Here is a 19599-nt window from a genome sequence, read left to right as displayed (position 1 = left end):
TAAAAAGCATTAACGATACTGAAGGGTTACAATTTTCGATATTGATAATGTTCATTTTTTCATCGATGAAAAAACGAACCCAAAACAATCGCCGCCAGAGGATGGGAATTATGAATGTAGAATTAATAATGATGAATTTCGAAGGGGTGATCGTATGAACGTGTCAATCAATTTTTCCGATACCGGAAAAATTTCTGTCTGACGAGGAGATAGGACAAAAATATAAATCGGCTTTTCCGGCCTTGAATGGGGCGCGGAAGCCGAAGCCGGCGATTGTGGATGTTGCACCGGTGATGGCTTTGATAGCGGGCAACCAGTGTGACGGACCATCAACATCCACGCCCGCACAGGCTGCAGCGGGTGCCCCATTCACCGCCTTGATTTTTTTCGTCCCTTTTGGATCAAGCCAAAAGGGACAACTCTATTGGGGAAATATAGTCTCCTGTTTCTTGTTGGGGCTTCGCAATCAGCATTGTAAGGTCTGGAATCGCAAAGCCGGATTAAAATGAAAGATGAGCGGATGAACTCAGGTTACAGGTCACTTGATATTAAATTTAACCACTTAAAGCTGTAGCCAGGGCCTCTACGCCTTATGTCGATATTGGCCTTCAGCATAGATTCTAAATCCAACAAAACCAATGCCAACTAATGCTCCCAGAAACAAGCCAATCAGTAACACTTTTAACCGTTGTGGACTGCTTTTTTCCAGGGGAACCTGTACGGGATCCAGTATTTCAAAAACAGGGGTCTCCTCCTGCAGTCGCAGCTTCGCCTGTTCCCGCTGCTGAGCCAGCGCGTCATATAAATTACGGGATAGAGTGTATCGGTACTCCAGTACCTGCTCCCTGTTTTCTGCCCGGGCCGTTGCAATATGTTGATTGCGATCTCTGAATGTAGCCAGTGAATCCTGGATGCTCCTGAATTGTTGCCTTGCATTTTGATATTGCTCGGTTATAAAATTGAGATCCATCTTTATTTTTTGGGTCCGATATTCTGTGAGGTGCTGCGTTAGCCTTTCGATCGCATATTGTGTGACCTGAGCTGCCAACCTGGGATCCGGCATGGTGGCCTGAACATGGACTATTCCTGATTCCGGATCCAGCGATGACCGGACTCGAAACTGCATTTCGGCAATAATCTGCATCTGTTCCTTCGAAATATTCAATATGCCGGGATCCGCAGAATTCACCCTTCCTGTCACCGGTGTCACTCCCTGCTCATTTTCGAATAACCAGTATTCTAGCCAGGCTTTGGCGGTAAACGGAAGAGCGATGGTGTAGGCGTAAATATAATCCAGCAGCGAATACGTTCGCAGGGTGTTAAAATAAATGAATAGCGGTGCGGTGGTGTCATGTTCGGGGTAATAAAACTCCTGTTCAAGCAGATCCAGCTGAAACGGCAGTGAATATACAATTTGAGGATACAGCTCAACCCTGATTGCGTTGCTTCTGGAAGCATATGTGCCCCCCGTAAACCCGAGCATGTCCCCGTACTGTTGAAGCAGCTCCTGGGCGTTTCCTCCCAAAGATCTCTCGGTACTGTATTCGGGCATTAATGAAGCTTTTGCGGTATACTCCGGCTTCATCAAAAAGGTGACCATGAGACCTGCAACTCCTGCAACAGCGGCATATTTTAAAATATCGATCCTTTTTTCCCATAGCCTGTTAAACAGAGCTGTAGTATCAATTTGACGCTCTGACCATTGAAGAAAACGTTGATATTCATCTACGGGAACCAGTCTATAGTTGCTTCGGACAAGCTTAAGCGGACCAATATTGGACTTCTTCTCTTTATCTGATTCTCTTTTCCCCGTATTTGAATCTGATTTGCTCACAGGAATATAACCGTTACCTGACGATTCCGATTCTATTCATCATGTTTACGATGGGATAACTCGTTGCATCCCGGCCGAAAAATGACTGCCCCGCTACTATCAAGAGATGGTAGCCTGTAAATTGTTACCAATTAATCTGTTCGCAGGTGTCAAGCAACGGTCATTTTTTTCTAGAAGCCTATCTACAAAAAAATCACTGTACTCCTTTTCCCATTGAAGAGATGTTCCTTTTTGTATGAACAAAAACGAACCCAAAAAAGGTACTGTGTCTAAAGTCACCGCCGGAGGATGGGAATTATGAATGAAGAATTAGAAATGATGAATTTCGAAGGGGCAGAAACGGAGAACGCGGGTCTTTCCCCCTTGTGGCAGTTATGATTAAAAAGCGGTAGATGATGTTCGAAGGGGGGGGCAGGGGGATGAAGAATGAATAATGAAAGATAAAACCAACGACGGTTTATTTGAGTACAGGAGCATGAGCTAAAAATTGCAAACCTGCCCCCCGGCCTTGAATGGGGCGCGGAGGTCCTGCCGGTATACCTTGTCTGATGGTCAGCTCGGCTCGAAACCTGCGAGGTTTGTACTCCGGAAGGGACGCCCCCCCTCAAGGCCATTGCCTTTCCTGGAAGGGAAACCTCACAGGTTTGGGATCAAGGCCTTGTTCGGAACCCCGGGGGTTTTAGAAGGAGCATTGTTCTCTATCCCTCCACGCCTGCACAGGCGGCAGCGGGTGCCCCATTCACCGCCTTGATTGTTGAGTCCCTTTTGTATCAAGACAAAAGAGACACCTCTGTTGGGAAAACAACCTTTTCTGGTGTGGGTTCTCAATCTCCCTACCCTCCATAAAACTCCTGATTACAGGATTATCTCTGCCAGTTTATCCCCAACATCAGCCCCAGGTTGTCGCTGTACTGTTCGCCCGCATCAGCACCCAGCTTAAGGAGAATATCCAGACCCTCCAGCGCGTAACGGAACTCCATCATCAGCGAGTACTGCTCGCGCCGAAACTGGTCTCTCGGTGTAATATCCGGGCGGTCATTGGGGATGGAATCGCCCCCCTGTTCTATCCAGTCGTCCTGCACGCCGTAGTTGCGTGACCAGGTCAACAGGCTTCTCCAGCTCAGTCGCCGGTCCCAAAATGCGCCTCCCATCCCAAGGTGATGCCCCACCAGCACGTTATTGGTGATAGTGGTGCCGTCAAAAAGGATCAGCGGAATTCCCAGCGTGCGATTCTCGTAAGTCCACCCGCTGCCGTATACAAAGTTGTCATAATAGTCGCGCCGGCCGATCAGCTCCCACGATTTTGCATCCTGGTTTTTGGTGTTGACATGCTCGTAGGTGAGTGCGTTCAACCACCGGTTTTGATCCTCAAACTCCAGGTTTATGCCCCAAACCCCGTCCCAGGGACTCCGAAACCGGGTTGAAACTTTATCCTCCAGGTAAAACAGCCGGGTCAGATGCAATCGATAACTCTCATGCCTGTACAGCAACCCAAACTCATAGGCTGCTACCGAATTCCCTATTACGTTCGATTTCTCCCCTCCCGGTGCGTTACTGTCCTCATCGGCTCCCCGACCGGCAACAAGACGGATATAGTCTCCAAAAGACTGCGGCAGCTGACCCCGGTCCGGGTCCACACCGCCCCACTGCGCATTGTGAATAATACCTCCCGTACCTGACAGCGGCCCCACATTCACCCTCAGGTAAAGATACTTTTGATGCAGATACGGCCGCTCCACATGCCGGTCTTTTTCAAACCACCCGTGGCTGAACATGCCTTTGTACTGCAGGTATCCCCCGGCAAAAGGCACATTCCTGAATTCCGGGGTCGAAATGGAGATCTTTGGCAGTGGTGTTGCATTCCGGCTAACCATCATGGATCCCACTGACAACGCATGATTATTTAACCCGATCGGCTGTGGAAAGCGACCGATATCCAGTTTCAGGCCAAAAGCACGGCCGCTTAGATAGAGCTGGGGAAACAGAATGGCACTTTCTCCTGACCAGCGAAGCAGGGCATGTCCACCGGCATTGAAACTACTTTTATCATTTTGGAAGATGGTGTGACCAAAGCTGATCTCATTTAAAAAGTTGGTACTTCCCGGGTCCACCATCCCGTCCATCCCGGAATAAAACCAAAACGGAAGTTCGCCCTCGGTCGCGGTATAAACAGAGGAACGAAGCCCTATACGGAAGTCATCCTTATTGATGGTCTCTTGGGCATGAGTCGTCACGCAAATACCGAATACTATCGCAAAAACTGAGAAAAATCGCATCTTTAAAACTGAATTAACCGGGTTATGGATTAGAACTTAGCCATGAATTCCTTGATTGCAGTTACCACATCCTCCTGTTTTCCTGTTTCCATTTCCGGCCATATCGGCAGGCTTAGTACCTGCTGTGCCATCTTTTTTGATACTTCCAGCTCATAATTGAGTTTGCTGTAAACCGGCAGTTGATCTTGTGGCACCGGGTAGTAGACCCCCGTGCTAATCTTTTTTTCAGAGAGCTTTTGACGCAGCTGGTCCCGTTTACCGTTTAACACGCGAATGGTGTACTGGTGGAAGACGGGGTTGACGGGTGACGGGTGGCGGGTGGCGGGTGGCTTGATGCCGCTAACATCTTCAAGTGATTCTGTATATCGTTGGGCAATGCTTTGGCGCAGGCTGTTTGCTTTGTCCAGGTATTTGAGCTTAACCAGCAGCACCGCAGCCTGCATAGTGTCCAGCCTGGAGTTGTACCCCAGCATCTCGTTGTGGTATTTTTTCGTGGAGCCGTGGGCCCGGAGCTTCCGGCAGAGCCCGGCTGTTTCATCATCATCGGTGGTTATGAGTCCGCCGTCACCAAAACCTCCGAGATTTTTGGTCGGAAAAAAAGAAAAGGCGCCAACATCTCCAATGGATCCGGTTTGCTGACCGTTGCAGGTGGCTCCGAACGACTGGGCGCAATCTTCAATCACCTTAAGATTGTGCTTTTCTGCGATCTGCATGATTTCATCCATCCCGGCAGGCAGACCGAACAGGTGCACCGGCAGTATGGCTTTCGTGTTTTCGGTGATGGCAGGTTCAATATTGGCGGGTTGCAGGTTGAAGGTTGAAGGTTCAATGTCGACGAAAACGGGCCGGGCGCCGATATTGCTGATCGATTCGGCCGTGGCAAAAAAGGAAAATGGGGTCGTAATCACCTCGTCTCCGGGTCCCACCCCTGCCGCCCGTAATCCAATTACCAGCGCGTCGGTACCGGAATTTACTCCGATGGCGTGCTCTACTCCCAAGTATTCGGCCGCTTGCTGTTCAAACTCCTCGACCTCCGGACCTAAAATAAACTGGCCATGCTTCATCACGTTCTGAATGGCGTTGTTATATTCTTCCCAGTGGGCCTGGATGTCGGGCTTTGGATCGAAAAGGGGGATGGGCATTGGAAGGTTAAAGGTTGAAGGTTAAAGGTTAAAGGTTAAAGGTTGAAGGTTGGAGATTGAAGGTTGGAGATTGAGTTGTCAGATTAATTAATTTGATAGGCTGTCACTGCTTCTGAGACTCTGTCATTGGAGTTGTATTTTTCAAGATATTGAATGAATCGATATGTTTTCCGTGATATTTTAGTAGCGAGCTCGTAGCATTCTTTGAACTGTTCGTCTGTTATGTATTTACAATCCAGGGCTACATATAAAATGGATCTTGTTTCCCCGCATGAAGCTTTTGAACGACCTAAATAATCAATAAATTGCTTTACAGTCCGGCTTTCAAATCCTTCGCTGATATTGTTCATTACCGACACTGATGAACGACGGATCTGATCTTTTAAACCGAAATCTTTATCAAATTTTTCCTGTCTCGTCAATTCATAAATTTTGTTGACAAGAATTCGGGATTCCCTCCAAATATCCAGATCCTCAAACTTTTCTACAGATGCCACGGCTCAATTCGTTCAGTATTAATATGTTAAATAATGTTGAATGTTACAGGTTACAGGTTACAGGTTACAGGTTGAAGGTTGAAGGTTTTTGCAGTGTAAGTCCAACATTCAACATTCAAACCTTCAACCTGCAACCTCCAGCCTTACACTCCCATCCGCTAACCTATATTCTTCTCCGGTTTCAGGACAGATGGCTGCGTTTTTTTCATTAAACTGCAGTCGATGGCCGTTCCGGCTCATCCAGCCCACCTGCCGGGCGGGATTGCCCAAAACAAGGGCGTAGTCGGGAACCTCCCTGGTCACAACCGCGCCGGCCCCGATGAACGCATACCGCCCTATCTCGTTGCCACAAATGATTGTCGCATTGGCGCCAACGGTCGCTCCTTTTCCCACTCTCGTCTCGAGAAACTGGTTACTGCGATCTACCCCGCTGCGGGGATTGATAACGTTGGTAAACACCATCGAGGGACCCAAAAACACCTCGTCTTCACAAATCACACCCTCATATACCGATACATTGTTTTGAATTTTGACCCGATCACCAATTTTTACATTGTCCCCAACAAACACGTTTTGTCCCAGCGTGCACTCACTGCCAATACTGGCGTTTCCCATCACATGACAAAAATGCCACACCTTGGTCCCGCTGCCGATCGCCGCCCCTTCATCAACATAAGCGGATTCATGAATGTAGGCTTCCTCGTGGATCATACTTGTCTATTGTTGCAGGTTGAAAGTTGGTTGAAGGTTGAAAGTTGAAGGTTGCAGGTTGCAGATTGGTGATTGTACTAAAAACCTTCAACCTTCAACATTCAACATTCAACCTGTAACATTTAACATTTAACTTTCAACATTTTCGCTGCTTGTAAATTCGCTCGATAATATCAACTACTTTCATCCCCTCGCGGGCACTGGTCTTTATCTGGCTTTTTCCGGATAGTGTGTCTATAACATTCTCTATGACGTAGTGATGATTGGCCGCACTTCCTTTAAAGGGGCCATAATCATTCGGCGGGTTGGTCGGGGGCAGTTCCGGGACTTCATAATCTTTAATATGGCAATATTCAATTTTATCCATATACTGGCCGCCAATTTTTAATGAGCCGTTACTCCCTATTACAATCATACTGCTTTCCATGTTCTTATCCCAGCAGGATGTCGTATAGTGAATCGATCCCTCTCCCCCCGTTAAAAATTTGAAATTAACGATACCTGTATCCTCAAACTCAATCATGCCATCGTGGTTAAAATTTTCAAACCGGGCTGAAATATCAGTAATATCTCCAAATATCCAATACATGATATCCACAAAATGGCTAAACTGGGTGAACAGGGTGCCTCCATCCATATCCAGGGTTCCGTGCCAGTCTCCCTCCTTATAATAGCGTTTGTCCCTGTTCCAAAGGCAGTTGATCTTTACCAGGTAGATCTCGCCCAGTACTCCTCCGGAAACCACTTGTTTAAGCCATTTGGAAGGGGGACTATATCGATTTTGCTTGACAACGAACACCTTCTTGCTGCTTTGCAGCGCGGCTTCAATAATTCCTTCACAGTCTCTCCGGTTCAGAGCCATCGGTTTCTCAATAACGACATGACAACCACGTTCCAGGGCTTCTATGGACAGCGGTGCATGCAGCCCGTTGGGCACACAAATATTGATCACTTCAGCGCGATTATCAGCGGGATTCAAATTCCAGTAGTCTTTCATGCTCGGATAGTAAGCCGCCTCAATATCGAGCTTCCCGAGGTACTTCTGCTGTGTGCTGTCGGGATCGATGACAGCCGTCAATTCGGCTCTTTCATGCTCATGAATGATTTTGGCGTGCCGTTTACCAATTCGACCAAATCCGCATACTGCAAATGTGACGGGGTTATTACTCATTAATTACACATATGGAGTTTCTGAAATTTCCGATGTGGATATTAAAACTATTAGAATTGAATCGAAACCCGAATGTCAGCTGAATATTAAATCCAACCCGTATTACCTCACAAATATTTATGTTGTAACACCATAAGCCCCTACACAACAAGGAGTTCAGTCTATGTTTATCGCTTTTTGAAATCTACAGGGTATTTTCCTGGAGCGCGCTTTCTCACCCAAGCAATCCTTCCAGGTAGGCCCCGTAGGAGTTGGTGTAGCTTTCTCCCATCGCTTTCAGTTCCGCCCCCGTTATCCACCCCTTTCGCCAGGCGATCTCTTCGAGGCAGGCGATTTTCAGGCCCTGGCGGCGTTCGATAATCTCGACAAACTGGGAGGCTTCGAGCAGCGATTCGGGCGTGCCGGTGTCGAGCCAGGCAAACCCGCGGCCCAACAACTCTACTTTGAGCTTATTCTGTTGGAGATAGGTCTTGTTCACATCCGTGATTTCAAGCTCGCCGCGGGCAGAAGGCGTAATAGTCCTGGCAATATCCACCACGGTGTTGTCATAAAAATAGAGGCCCGTAACCGCGTAATCCGAACGGGGATGCTCCGGCTTTTCCTCGATGGAGATGGCGTTCCGGTCCTCATCAAACTCCACCACCCCAAACCGGTTGGGGTTTACCACCTGGTACCCAAATATCGTGGCCCCTTCGTCGCGTAGTGCGGCTTGCTGCAACAGTGCGGTAAATCCCTGCCCATAGAAAATGTTGTCACCAAGGATCAGGGCAACATTATCGTCACCGATAAACTCTTCACCAATCAGGAAGGCTTGTGCCAACCCTTCAGGTTTGGGCTGCACGGCATACTTCAGGTCGATGCCCCAATCCGATCCATCGCCCAACAGTTTTTTAAACGCCGATTGATCGACCGGTGTGGTTATGACAAGGATATCACGGATACCCGCCAGCATAAGAACCGATAACGGGTAGTAGATCATCGGTTTGTCGTAGACCGGCAGCAGCTGCTTGGAAACGCTCTTCGTGACCGGATGAAGACGGGTTCCGGTACCACCGGCCAGGATGATGCCTTTCATTGGGGGGGAGTTATAGGTTGAAGGTTGAAGGTTACAGGTTATAGGTTGAAGGTTTGTATTATGGGTGCTTTATGTTCAAAATATTTTATCTTGCGGCCGTTAAATTTCCCGTATCCGTAATTCGATTTTAATTGGGCTCTTTGCAGGGCCTCCCAGTTTGCTGGAAGGTGGTTGTATCACCGACCTTGTTGACCTTTTAAACGTAAGTACAATTTCCTAAGAACAAGGAATTGAGGGTTTTCAAAGTCCTTAATTAAATGATCATTCCCGCACCGACCGTCTCATTGGTAAACTCGTCGATAATGATAAGGCTTCCCGTATCACGGTTGCGCTTGTAGCTGTCGTAGAAAAGCGGCTGGGTGGTACGGATATGAATGCGGCCGATGTCGTTCAGGCCGATCTCCTTGTCCCCCTGCACGCGGTGCAGTGTGTTGATGTTGACCTTGTACTTTACCTCTTTGACAATACACCGCGCATTCTGGGTTGTATGCTTGATAGCATACTTGCCACCCGGCTCCAGCGGTTTCTTGTTCAGCCAGCATACCATCAGGTCGATATCCTGCCCCACGGTGGGCTGGTTGTCGGGCTTGGCGATCATATCGCCGCGGCTGATGTCTATCTCATCTTCCAGCGTCATTGTCACGGACATCGGTTGAAAGACCTCCTCCTCTTCCTTCTCGAAGGTCTCCACGGTATTTATTTTTGAGGTAAACCCGGACGGAAGCGCAATAATTTCGTCGCCCGGCTTGAATACGCCACCGGCCACCCGACCGGCATACCCGCGGTAATCGGGATATTCTTTGGATTGCGGCCGCGTTACCCACTGGACCGGGAAACGGCTGTCTACATGGTTGTAGTCGCTGTCTACCTGCACGTTTTCCAGCGTATGCAGCAGGGTGCTGCCGTTGTACCACGGCATATTGTCGTCCCCTTTATCGACCACGTTGTCCCCGTACAGGGCACTTATCGGGATGTAGTGAATATCGGGCACATCCAGCTTGGATGAGAAGGTCGAAAACTGTTTTTTAATCTTCTCAAACTGCTCCTCACTGTAATCGACCAGGTCCATCTTGTTGACACACAAGATAATATGCTTGATCTGCAGCAGCGAAGCGATAAACGAGTGCCGGCAGGTCTGCTCAATTACACCATTGCGGGCATCCACCAGGATAATCGCAAGGTTGGCCGTGGAGGCCCCGGTCACCATATTCCGGGTATACTGCACGTGACCGGGCGTATCTGCAATTATAAACTTCCTGTTGGGCGTCGAAAAATATCGATACGCCACATCAATGGTGATACCCTGTTCCCGCTCGGCAGAAAGCCCGTCGGTCAGCAGCGCCAGGTTGGTATACTCATCCCCCTTCTTGCGGCTGGATTCCTCAATAGCTGCCATCTGGTCATCAAAAATCTGCTTGCTGTCATAAAGCAGGCGACCGATCAACGTACTTTTTCCATCGTCTACACTGCCCGCAGTCGTAAACCGCAGCAGATCCATATCCAGATATTTCTGCGCTTCTGTTTTTTCGTTGTTACTCATCGATTACGATTCTTAATTTAAAATTCCTTCATTTTCTTGACCGGCGACGGCTGACCGTTGACCGGTGTTTTACTTTATAGCCTTCTTGAAGGCCTGGAGCTTGTTGAATAGTTCTGCTCCCAATATTTCAAACTGTTCTTTTGTTTTATCCTGCTTTGTTAAATAGCCTCTGTCTTCCATAAGCCGTACACAGGCTATAGTCTCAACATGAGATCGAATTGCATAAGACAAAAACCTTGCCTGTTCAGTATCTGTCTGCCCGGTTGAACCTTCAGCAATGTTAAGAGCAATTGAGTTGGATGCCCTTTTTAACTGAGAGGCCAAATTATATTTCTCATCCTCTGGCAAACTATCTGCTAATTTATAGGATAGATGACTAAATTTCATTGCCAGCTTCCAAACTTCCAGCTTTTCAAATTTATATTCCATATCTCAATTTTACGGCCCGTTAATGATTTCCGGTCATCCGTCACCAGTCACCCGTCTTTATATCACAGACTATAAAAAACAGAGGTCGGAATACTTAACACTTCCCTAGAAATACCCCTCCTTCTTCCGCTCCTCCATGGCTGCTTCAGAGCGCTTGTCGTCGGTGCGGTTGCCCCGTTCGGTGATGCGGGCCGAGGCGACCTCTTCAATTATCTCCGCCAAATCGGTGGCGTCAGAAAGAACGGCCCCGGTACACGTCATGTCGCCAATGGTTCGGAATCGTATCTTTTTCTTCTCGTATTCTTCGCCGTCGGTAAGCGTAATAAATTCTGATTTTGCCAGGTAGGTACCCTCGCGTTCAACGACCTCCCGCTCGTGTGCTTTATACAGGGAGGGAATATCGATACCCTCAGCCGCGATATACTGCCAGACATCCATCTCCGTCCAGTTGCTGAGCGGGAAAATTCGGAAGTGTTCGCCCAAATTTTTCCGCGCGTTGAAGAGGTTCCACAGCTCCGGCCGCTGGTTCTTGGGATCCCACTGGCCAAACTCATCGCGGTGCGAGAAAAAGCGCTCCTTTGCGCGGGCTTTCTCCTCATCCCGCCGGGCGCCCCCGAAAGCGGCGTCAAAGCCGTGCTCTTCCAATGCGTTCAGCAGGGTCGGAATCTGCAGCTTGTTCCGGCTGGCGTTGGGCCCCTTCTCCTCCTTGACCTTGCCGGCGTCAATCATATCCTGAACGTGGGCGACAATCAGCTCCACACCCAGCTCATCCATAAGCTGATCCCGAAATTCGATCGTCTCCGGGAAGTTGTGGCCGGTGTCAACATGCAGAAATGGAAACGGTATCTTGCCCGGCCAAAACGCCTTTTGTGCGAGGCGGGCCATCGTGATACTGTCTTTTCCGCCGGAAAACATCAGCACCGGGTTTTCAAACTGGGCCGCCACTTCGCGAAACACGAAAATCGATTCGGATTCGAGCTGCCTTATATGACTTAATTTATACGACTTCATGACTTTATTAATAAACGATTGAACTTGGTCTAAAGCTGCCAAAGTTAAAGATTAATGGGAACAATGACTAACCATAATATCTTCACGTTTCTTTCAGCAGCGATTCATTACAAATATTGTAGATGCATACCTACACTAACGCCAGCTAGGGTTAAGGGGGGTTTTTTAGAGAAAACCGGTCTAGCGAGATTCCAGGTACCTGAAAACCTGCTGTACGGCCTCATCAACAGAGATATCGGTGGTATCGATACTCAGTTCCGGGTTCTCAGGTTCCTCATAGGGATCGCTGATCCCGGTGAAGTTATCGATCTCCCCTTTTCGGGCTTTTTCGTAAAGGCCTTTCACATCGCGGCGTTCACACTCTTCCAGCGGGGTGGAGATATAAACCTCGGTGAAATCCTCGCACATATCCCGAACAAAATCCCTGGCGTCCTGGTAGGGAGAGATAAATGAGGCAACGACAAAAACGCCGTGCTTTTGCAGCAGACTTGCCACAAAGCCGACTTTCTTGACGTGGCTGTCTCGCTCCTCTTTCGAGAAGCCGGTGGTGGGAAAGACCTCCCGAACAGCATCCCCGTCAAGATGTTCAACTTTATAACCCCGATCCTTGAGGGTCGCGTATACTTTTTCCGAAATAGTGCTTTTGCCGGACCCGGAAAGACCGGTAAACCAAAGGACGGTGGGTTTTAAATTCGTTTCGCTCATAGTAGTAAGTGAAAAATTTTAGATTCTAACTGTTACGATTTTTGTTCATGCTATCATCGTTAAGCCCTATTACAAAACTGCCGTTCTTCAGGTCGGGCTTGTTATAAGTAAGCGGGGAGGGATGCTGGCCATTTTTAGCTGAATTCCGGTACACGCAATCGCCTGCAGCCACATCCCATTCCATTGTCGGACCCATACGCGGGTAAATATCCGCTTTGCCTTCCGCTACCAGGCAAAATTTGATTGAACTGCCCGCCGGCATCGTTTCCTCAACGGTAATTCCCTGCTTCTTCAGTTGATCTTCCAGGTCCGAAGACCCGTGCGAGCGGCTGCAAACCACCTTCAGCGGGGTCAACTTGTCGGCCTGTTCAGAATAAATGCGTACCGGATCCCCGGCTCCGTCCTGCCTGAACGAACCGTCCTGCTTGCTGCCATAATACGTAACCTGTTGGGCCGGAACGTAAACGACACCAAAAACGGGTTCTCCCTGCTCTACAAGCGCGATGTTAATGGTAAATTCTCCATTTTTTTTGATAAACTCTTTCGTGCCGTCAAGCGGATCCACGATCCAGAATTTTTCCCAGTGCTTTCTCTCCTCATAGGATGGAAGCCCCCCCTCCTCGGATATGACCGGCGTCTCGGGGTCGATCGTCTCCAGTGCCTCTGTAATAATCTTGTGGGCGGCCAAATCCGCCTTGGTGAGCGGGGAGTCGTCCTCTTTTGTTTCCACCTCTATTTCCTGGTTATAATATTCCAGGGTGGCCTCTCCCGCCTTGCGGGCGGTCTCTATCACTTTTTCAAACATGTTCAACATAGTCCGGTTTTTCCATTCAATATATTTAACGTAAACTTCACTGTTTTGTAACTGTCTGAGGCACCCTTTTCTTTCCATGCCCGGCGGCCTTTAAAAGACAGGGGCAAAACTACGAAAAGATTTTTTTAATCCCATTTTTAAGTAGGAGATCCTCAAAGAGAAGCTAGTGTAGTTACTGGTTAACCAGTGAAGTAATTATTAGGGCAGTATTGGTTATTATTGGGCTTCATTTCCTGGGATCCCTATAATGGCCAGATAATGGGTACCAGCAGCACCGTGATCGTGGCGATAATGAGGTTTAACGGGAGTCCAATCCTGGTAAAGTCGGTAAACTTGTACCCTCCGGGACCATAGACCATCAAATTGGTTTGATACCCTATGGGAGTGGAAAAACTGGCCGATGCAGCCATGATGATTACCATCACAAACGGCATGTAGCTGACCTCCAGCGAGGCGGCCATGGAGATGGCGATGGGGAATATAAGAACTGCGGCTGCATTATTGGTGACCAGCTCGGTCAAAACCCATGTAGCAAGATAGGTCGCCGCCAACGCCAGGTACGGGTTGGCATCCGCATACTGAAACAGGCTTGATGCGAGCTCGCCGGCCGCACCCGTCACCTGCAGTGCATTACCCAGGCCCAGGGTAGCGGCAATCACCAGCAGCACCGTCCAGTCTATGCTTTCTTTTGCGGTACCCGTCTTGCAGCAGCCGGTCAGGATCATGAGTCCCGCCGCCAAAAATGATCCCTGGAACATCGATAAAAATCCCAGGGCTACCGACAGCACCATTCCACCCAAAATCGTCCAGGCATATGCCGATCGTTCGTAATTGGGGGGAGAAGAGTCAGCGATGCCGCTCACCAGGAAATAGTCGGTGGAGTTTTTGAATCGCTCAACAAAACTGGGCGGCGCCTCGAGCAGCAGGGTATCGCCCGTCTTCAGCCTTATATCGCCGACTTTCTCCTTTACCCTCTCCCCGTTACGCGAGACGGCCAGCACGACCGCATCATAGCGGTTGCGGAACCCTCCCTCCTTGATCGTCTTTCCATTCATCGGGTGAGACTGGGAGACCACCGCCTCGATCAGCAGCCGTTCTCTTCGGGGTGCATCCAGTTTAAAAACCTGGTCGGTAGCCGGACTTATCCCCTTGACCTGCTGCAGGTCCACAATTGAGCTGACGATTCCCGTAAAAATGAGACGGTCGTTTTCACGCAGTCGCTCTTCCGGTTCAACGGCGGCAATAATCTGTTCATGCCGGTAGATCTCCACCAGGTATAACCCCGGCAGGTGGCGCAGTCCGGCTTCTTCAATTGTTTTCCCGGAAAGCTGGCTGCCTTCGTCAACAATCATCTCGATGGTGTATTCCCTCGGATCCTTGAATGTATCGAACCCGGAACCGCGTGTGGGGAGCAACCGCTTGGCGAACAGGGCCAGGTATGCAAATCCGACGATGGCACATGGCAAACCAATTAAGCCGGGCTCGAAAATACCGAGTGAACTGGTCGCACTCTCATTGATAAGCAACCCGTTCACAATCAGGTTGGTACTGGTTCCGATCAGCGTGCAGGTACCTCCCAGAATGGCGGCATAGCTGAGCGGAATCAAGATCTTGGAGGCCGGAATCCGGTTTTTTCGGGCCCAGTCCTCCATCGCCGGGATAAAGGAAGCTACAACCGGCGTATTATTCAGAAAGGCACTCACTACCATTACGGGTCCCATGACACGTACCTGCGCCCTCCTGATACTTTTCGAGTGACCGATAATCTTGTTTACGATCAGGTGGATTGCCCCGGTTTCCTTGAGTCCCGCAGCCACCACGTAAAGAGCCGCTACCGTAAGCATTCCCTGATTAGAAAACCCAACCAGGGCCTGTTCAGGAGTAATAGTATTTCCGACAATCAGCAGGGTAAGCCCGCCCAAAAAGATGATATCCGGCGAATATCTGGTCGATATCAGCAATACCAGACACAGCAATATTACAAAGATTACACTCCAACCTGCTATTGTCATAGTTTGGGTTCATTATTGGTCGGCAAGTCAACTAATTTCACAAATGTAGGTAACAAAATTTGACAGTCCAATCAAGAACCCGCTAAAAAACGAACCGGACCTGTACGCCCAGGTTACTGCGTGTATTCCCGCGTATTTCACTTAATCCACTGCCCAGCACCTGCCGGTTTTCGAACACCGTGATTCCAAACTTGGCCCATATCTCCATGAACTCATACGGTTCATAGTTTGCCAGCAGGTAGAGCCGCTGTCCCTGGTCGTACAGCATCGTATTCGAAAACAGGTACAGCAGATCGTTTTCAAACTGGTATACCCGGCTGTTGTAGCTGTCGGTCTCAAATACAGAGACGCGGGCGTCGAACGTCCACCGTGAATTGGGCTGGTAGCGCAGGTCCTGATACACCAGGTATCCCTGCTCCGCCGGCGCGCCGGGCGGCTTCGACCGCACCCATTCTCCCCGCATCCGCAAGCGAACCCTCGGGTTCACCCGATATTCGGCATGCAGCCTGAAACTTGATCGACGGCTACGATCCAGTTTTCGGAGAGAACGTCCATACGGACCCTGGACTTCATACTCATCCTCTTCATATTCACCCCGCCCCTGCAGGTACAGCTGCAGGTCGTCGTGCAACTGGACTTCAACGAGCCCCAGCCAGTCCACGCCCTGCGTCGGCTGGTGGGTTCCAAACCGGGGGGCCGGGAACCGGTACTGATCGAAATAAGCGCTTACCAGTATTTTTGAGCTTAACTCGTGACTCAGCCCGATATAGATCCCCTCCTCATTCTGCGGCTCCCCGGACTGCTCGCCGAATCCCGCCCCATAGACAGATTGAAAATTTTTTTGATAGTTTCGGTAAGCGATAACAAGGCCGGTGTTATTGCGTATCGGGGTTTCTATCCCGGTAATCAGCCCCATTCCACTGTTTTTCGTTCGCGCTCCTTCCCCGAAGATGAGCGTGGATCCCAACAGCAATTTATAGTCAACCCCCAGTGCCGACGTTTGCCTGCCGCGGAAGTCAAACGCATTGTATACTGCCGAACCGGGATAAATTTGCTTGTTGAACGAAGTATGGTATCCGGTAGCTCCGATGATTCCGAAAGGGAGCGCAAGTCGTACCCGCCCCCCGGCCATATTCTGCTTGAGACTTCCTTTTTTGGCGATTTCGGTACGCGTGCGATGCATGCCGTCATCGGAGGGGAAACGGGTGGTATCTTCATTTATCACCGAAGCCGAACGTCGCTGGGCAGAGTAGAATCCGGTAACCCGGAATTGACCGCCGTAGGTAGCTGCAATTCCTCGGAAAAAGTTGGCTTCCATAGACGAAGTATAGGGATGAATTCCCCGTTCCTTTTTAGCGACCGTGCCGATAACCTCCCGTCCTTTACCAAACGCTCCGCCGTTCCACAATACCAGTCCCTGCCCGAACGAAAGGCTGTAATCCCCGATCACCATTTGCTGGAGCTTCCCGTTGTCGGTCAGCGCCAGGTGCCAGGATGTATAATCAAACCCCGAGAGACCCTTGAGCGGCTCTCCGGCGTCTTTTTCCTGCGTGAGGTTTGCGGAAATATGGTTGCTGCTATACTGCAGCCGATGATAATATTTGACGGGACTTCCCTGGAAGCCCGTGGAATCCGGCCGCCGGTAACCCTCCTGCTCTTGCAGGGACCGCTGGAACCGGGAGAAAAACTCAACCTCGCTGTCGCTGGTCCAGTAGCGCGGATCGGTGTAGAGGGCCCGCAGCCCGGGACCGGTTTCGATCGTCACGTACGGGCGGACGCGATCCAGGGTAACCCGACCGATGCCGGGCACTTCCCTCAGTTCATCGACCGATTCAAACGGCTTCACATCATTGCGATAGTCAAGGACGGCCCGGGCCAGCCTCAGGTTGAGTCCCGGCACCTGCAGGAGATCGTCGATACCGGCGGTATTAATGTCTATGGGATTGGCCGCCAGGTTTTGCAGGAACCGGGTTAGCTGCTCAGCATTCAAATCGGTGTCTTCCGGATCGATGTTCTCGAGTGCCCGTTCCAGGTCGTCACGCACCTCCGAATCCGTGGTATCGGGCTGTTGTGCAAAGCTGCTGGTTCCGGCGGATATAACTGCAACGGCAATCAATAGCTTCTTAAGCATCGTGCAATCGGTCTCTTGTGAATTATAGATTGAGCGAAAGGTCCAGGCCGGGACTGATCCCCAGTTCAGCATGATGTTGTGCCACAACATTTATTTCCCAGATCCCGAACGAGTACCCGAATCCGGCGGCAAACGTTGCCGGCAGCGTAGTGACGCCGACCCGGCCTGCAAAACGCTCAAAAATCTTCACTTCCACCCCTCCACGATATGCAAGCGGGAACCTCACATCCTTGACTACATCCGAGGTAAAAAGAGCGATACCAGACAACCGGTACGACAGTCCGATGGCAAGTTCACGAGGCAGCGGTTCCTCTGTATTCCCGTAGCGCGGATGATTTATGTTCGTGGCCCGTGCCCCGATCCAGGCACCATCAAAAAGAGGGGCTGCAATTCCCAGGTCCAGCCCCACGGCGCCGGCTGATCCATAACCTCCCCCCTGGGCGATGTGATTGTAATTCAGTACCGCCCCATAATGGAATCCCTGGAATGAGTGCTTGTAAGCGATGCGAATCCGGCTCTCACTGAACAGTTCAAAACCATAGCGATGCGCCCCAACGCCGATAACGCCCCATTTTGCGGGAAAAGTGCCCACCGCCGCCATATCCGTAATTTCGGACAGGCCGTAATAGCGAATCCCGAAAAATGACACCGTACTCTGCCTCGCACTGAGTACAGCGGGATTTGAGAACAAGCCCCATCCAGAATTGGCAAGGGCGGTGACGGCTTGTCCCATGCCAATTGATCGGGCACCCAACACGTTTTGGGCTTTTGCAAAGTCCGTTCCGGCAGACAGTGTAACCAGCACGGTTACCAGCAGTGCCTTGATATAATCATACTTGGTGAATAGAGTATGTTGTACCATTGTATCCCCTTGAATTAGTCGTTTTATCGCCAACTGTTTATTTGTAGAGAAAGTGTCGATTTTGACCATAATTTCTGGTTTCGACACTCCTCTTGTTGAAAACCCTCTCTTGTAACGTCGTTTTGAGAATTTTTTTTCAGTCTCGATTATCGCCAATCTCTCCAAAAAAGGGAGGATATCGCTTTTCCCGGCTGGTAAATTTCCCTCTAAAACCAAATCCGCAGGCCCAAATCACTTTTCAACGCGCTCTTTAATTGCGAATAATGGAGATCGATTCATCGATCTGGTACGACAACCTCTTTTGGAATGCTCCTACCTTTTCTCCGGACTGGTTGGGGCGTTATCGGGAACGGGAATTCCGAAGTCGGGCGTACCATCCTCGTTCCACCGCAGTACCTGTACCCGCGTGTGGCGGTTGGGATCATCCAGGGGATCTCCCTCGATCTCCTTATAGCTCCGGGCATGGTACACAAGCAGGTCAACCGCCCCACCCGGAGTCGTCGTAAAACTGTTGTGCCCCGGCCCGTAGATACCGTTCTCGACCGAACTTTTGAACACAGGCGTCGGCGATTTGTGCCAGGATTCAGGATCGAGCAGATCGGCATCGACATCCGCCGTCAGCAATCCCACGGCGTAATTGTGATCGGTACCACTGGCAGAGTAGGTCATGAATATCTTCCCGTTTCTCTTGATAACCGCCGCTCCCTCGTTCACTTTGAACAGCTGTTTTTCCCATTCATATTCAGGTCGGGTGAGCTCCACCTGGGGCTGAACAATACTCCACGGCGTATCCATTTCGGCAATGTAGAGGGCGGTATTCCCATCATATCCAGGGGGGTGCTGGGCCCAGACCATATACCGGGTACCCCGGTGCTCAAACGTTGTGGCATCAAGGGAAAAGGTTTCCCATCGGGTTTTGGTCTGCCCTTTTTCCACCCACTCTCCAGTCAATGGATTGGCTGAGCTGTTTTCCAGCACATACATGCGGATCGCCCAGACATCCTCGGCCCCGCCAGCGGCGAAATAGATGTACCACTTCCCATCAATGTAGTGCAGCTCGGGAGCCCAGATATGAGATCCCATCGGACCAGATTCGTGCTTCCTCCAGATCACCCTGGGCTCGGCTTCGGCTAATCCTTCAATCGTACGGGCACGCCGCACTTCCAAAAGATCGTACTCCGGTACCGTCGCAGTAAAATAGTAGTATCCGTCCGTGTGGCGATATATCCACGGATCGGCGCGATGCAGAATAAGAGGTGTAGTATAGCGTTGCGAATCTGCTGAGACAGAATTACTTTGCGCTAACAGTTGTTGTCGATCGTCAATCCCGGACAAAAGCAGTAGCAGCAGTGCAAACAGTGACATCTTTAGTAACTGAACCATAGGTGA

Annotated in this window: 16 protein-coding genes; all 16 read right to left on the bottom strand. The window is 50.0% G+C overall.

Annotation, left to right across the window (positions count from 1 at the left end; translation table 11 throughout):
* Positions 1–583: 583 nt before the first annotated feature.
* Positions 584–1834, bottom strand: coding sequence for a Wzz/FepE/Etk N-terminal domain-containing protein (locus tag ACG2E4_RS04350; RefSeq protein ID WP_395275793.1), 1251 nt, complete (start codon positions 1832–1834; stop codon positions 584–586).
* A gap of 863 nt (positions 1835–2697) precedes the next feature.
* On the bottom strand, positions 2698–4110 hold the full coding sequence (locus ACG2E4_RS04345) for a capsule assembly Wzi family protein (protein WP_395275792.1): 1413 nt from the start codon (positions 4108–4110) through the stop codon (positions 2698–2700).
* Positions 4111–4139: 29 nt separating this feature from the next.
* Positions 4140–5252 (bottom strand): DegT/DnrJ/EryC1/StrS family aminotransferase, encoded by a 1113-nt coding sequence (locus ACG2E4_RS04340; protein ID WP_395275791.1) that lies wholly within the window; start codon positions 5250–5252, stop codon positions 4140–4142.
* An 83-nt stretch (positions 5253–5335) separates the two neighbouring features.
* Positions 5336–5749, bottom strand: a complete 414-nt coding sequence (locus ACG2E4_RS04335; protein WP_395260725.1) for a four helix bundle protein — start codon at positions 5747–5749, stop codon at positions 5336–5338.
* A gap of 123 nt (positions 5750–5872) precedes the next feature.
* Positions 5873–6460 carry an acyltransferase gene (locus ACG2E4_RS04330; RefSeq protein WP_395275790.1) on the bottom strand — a complete coding sequence of 196 codons (588 nt, stop codon included), beginning with the start codon at positions 6458–6460 and terminating at the stop codon, positions 5873–5875.
* Between the two features lie 136 nt (positions 6461–6596).
* Positions 6597–7631 (bottom strand): Gfo/Idh/MocA family protein, encoded by a 1035-nt coding sequence (locus ACG2E4_RS04325; protein ID WP_395275789.1) that lies wholly within the window; start codon positions 7629–7631, stop codon positions 6597–6599.
* A 214-nt stretch (positions 7632–7845) separates the two neighbouring features.
* A complete protein-coding gene (rfbA, locus tag ACG2E4_RS04320; RefSeq protein WP_395260730.1) occupies positions 7846–8706 on the bottom strand; it encodes a glucose-1-phosphate thymidylyltransferase RfbA in 861 nt (286 codons plus the stop codon).
* 253 nt (positions 8707–8959) lie between these two features.
* Positions 8960–10246, bottom strand: a complete 1287-nt coding sequence (cysN, locus tag ACG2E4_RS04315; RefSeq protein ID WP_395260731.1) for a sulfate adenylyltransferase subunit CysN — start codon at positions 10244–10246, stop codon at positions 8960–8962.
* Between the two features lie 69 nt (positions 10247–10315).
* Positions 10316–10675, bottom strand: coding sequence for a four helix bundle protein (locus ACG2E4_RS04310; RefSeq protein WP_395275788.1), 360 nt, complete (start codon positions 10673–10675; stop codon positions 10316–10318).
* Between the two features lie 105 nt (positions 10676–10780).
* Positions 10781–11686 carry a sulfate adenylyltransferase subunit CysD gene (gene cysD, locus ACG2E4_RS04305; RefSeq protein WP_395260735.1) on the bottom strand — a complete coding sequence of 302 codons (906 nt, stop codon included), beginning with the start codon at positions 11684–11686 and terminating at the stop codon, positions 10781–10783.
* Between the two features lie 180 nt (positions 11687–11866).
* Complete coding sequence (cysC, locus tag ACG2E4_RS04300; RefSeq protein ID WP_395275787.1) at positions 11867–12391, bottom strand: adenylyl-sulfate kinase; 525 nt, start codon at positions 12389–12391, stop codon at positions 11867–11869.
* Positions 12392–12416: 25 nt separating this feature from the next.
* On the bottom strand, positions 12417–13205 hold the full coding sequence (gene cysQ, locus ACG2E4_RS04295; protein WP_395275786.1) for a 3'(2'),5'-bisphosphate nucleotidase CysQ: 789 nt from the start codon (positions 13203–13205) through the stop codon (positions 12417–12419).
* 242 nt (positions 13206–13447) lie between these two features.
* Positions 13448–15217 (bottom strand): SLC13 family permease, encoded by a 1770-nt coding sequence (locus ACG2E4_RS04290; protein ID WP_395275785.1) that lies wholly within the window; start codon positions 15215–15217, stop codon positions 13448–13450.
* Positions 15218–15299: 82 nt separating this feature from the next.
* Complete coding sequence (locus ACG2E4_RS04285) at positions 15300–17348, bottom strand: ComEA family DNA-binding protein (RefSeq protein WP_395275784.1); 2049 nt, start codon at positions 17346–17348, stop codon at positions 15300–15302.
* 22 nt (positions 17349–17370) lie between these two features.
* Positions 17371–18210, bottom strand: a complete 840-nt coding sequence (locus ACG2E4_RS04280) for a hypothetical protein (protein WP_395275783.1) — start codon at positions 18208–18210, stop codon at positions 17371–17373.
* A 312-nt stretch (positions 18211–18522) separates the two neighbouring features.
* Positions 18523–19593: a family 43 glycosylhydrolase gene (locus ACG2E4_RS04275; protein ID WP_395275782.1), complete on the bottom strand. Its 1071-nt coding sequence runs from the start codon at positions 19591–19593 to the stop codon at positions 18523–18525.
* Between the last annotated feature and the right edge of the window lie 6 nt (positions 19594–19599).

Origin of the sequence: Halalkalibaculum sp. DA384, from assembly GCF_043951955.1 — a bacterium.
GTDB lineage: Bacteria > Bacteroidota > Rhodothermia > Balneolales > Balneolaceae > JAMQKA01.
This window is presented reverse-complemented; position numbering and strand designations above follow the sequence as displayed.

What these genes read in the sequence shown, in the direction of transcription:
- cysC (WP_395275787.1), bottom strand. Translation starts at nt 12,391, where the DNA reads ATGAGCGAAACGAATTTAAAACCCACCGTCCTTTGGTTTACCGGTCTT.
- ACG2E4_RS04280 (WP_395275783.1), bottom strand. Translation starts at nt 18,210, where the DNA reads ATGGTACAACATACTCTATTCACCAAGTATGATTATATCAAGGCACTG.
- rfbA (WP_395260730.1), bottom strand. Translation starts at nt 8,706, where the DNA reads ATGAAAGGCATCATCCTGGCCGGTGGTACCGGAACCCGTCTTCATCCG.
- ACG2E4_RS04290 (WP_395275785.1), bottom strand. Translation starts at nt 15,217, where the DNA reads ATGACAATAGCAGGTTGGAGTGTAATCTTTGTAATATTGCTGTGTCTG.
- ACG2E4_RS04310 (WP_395275788.1), bottom strand. Translation starts at nt 10,675, where the DNA reads ATGGAATATAAATTTGAAAAGCTGGAAGTTTGGAAGCTGGCAATGAAA.
- ACG2E4_RS04285 (WP_395275784.1), bottom strand. Translation starts at nt 17,348, where the DNA reads ATGCTTAAGAAGCTATTGATTGCCGTTGCAGTTATATCCGCCGGAACC.
- cysN (WP_395260731.1), bottom strand. Translation starts at nt 10,246, where the DNA reads ATGAGTAACAACGAAAAAACAGAAGCGCAGAAATATCTGGATATGGAT.
- ACG2E4_RS04345 (WP_395275792.1), bottom strand. Translation starts at nt 4,110, where the DNA reads ATGCGATTTTTCTCAGTTTTTGCGATAGTATTCGGTATTTGCGTGACG.
- cysD (WP_395260735.1), bottom strand. Translation starts at nt 11,686, where the DNA reads ATGAAGTCGTATAAATTAAGTCATATAAGGCAGCTCGAATCCGAATCG.
- ACG2E4_RS04340 (WP_395275791.1), bottom strand. Translation starts at nt 5,252, where the DNA reads ATGCCCATCCCCCTTTTCGATCCAAAGCCCGACATCCAGGCCCACTGG.
- ACG2E4_RS04330 (WP_395275790.1), bottom strand. Translation starts at nt 6,460, where the DNA reads ATGATCCACGAGGAAGCCTACATTCATGAATCCGCTTATGTTGATGAA.
- ACG2E4_RS04325 (WP_395275789.1), bottom strand. Translation starts at nt 7,631, where the DNA reads ATGAGTAATAACCCCGTCACATTTGCAGTATGCGGATTTGGTCGAATT.
- ACG2E4_RS04275 (WP_395275782.1), bottom strand. Translation starts at nt 19,593, where the DNA reads ATGGTTCAGTTACTAAAGATGTCACTGTTTGCACTGCTGCTACTGCTT.
- cysQ (WP_395275786.1), bottom strand. Translation starts at nt 13,205, where the DNA reads ATGTTGAACATGTTTGAAAAAGTGATAGAGACCGCCCGCAAGGCGGGA.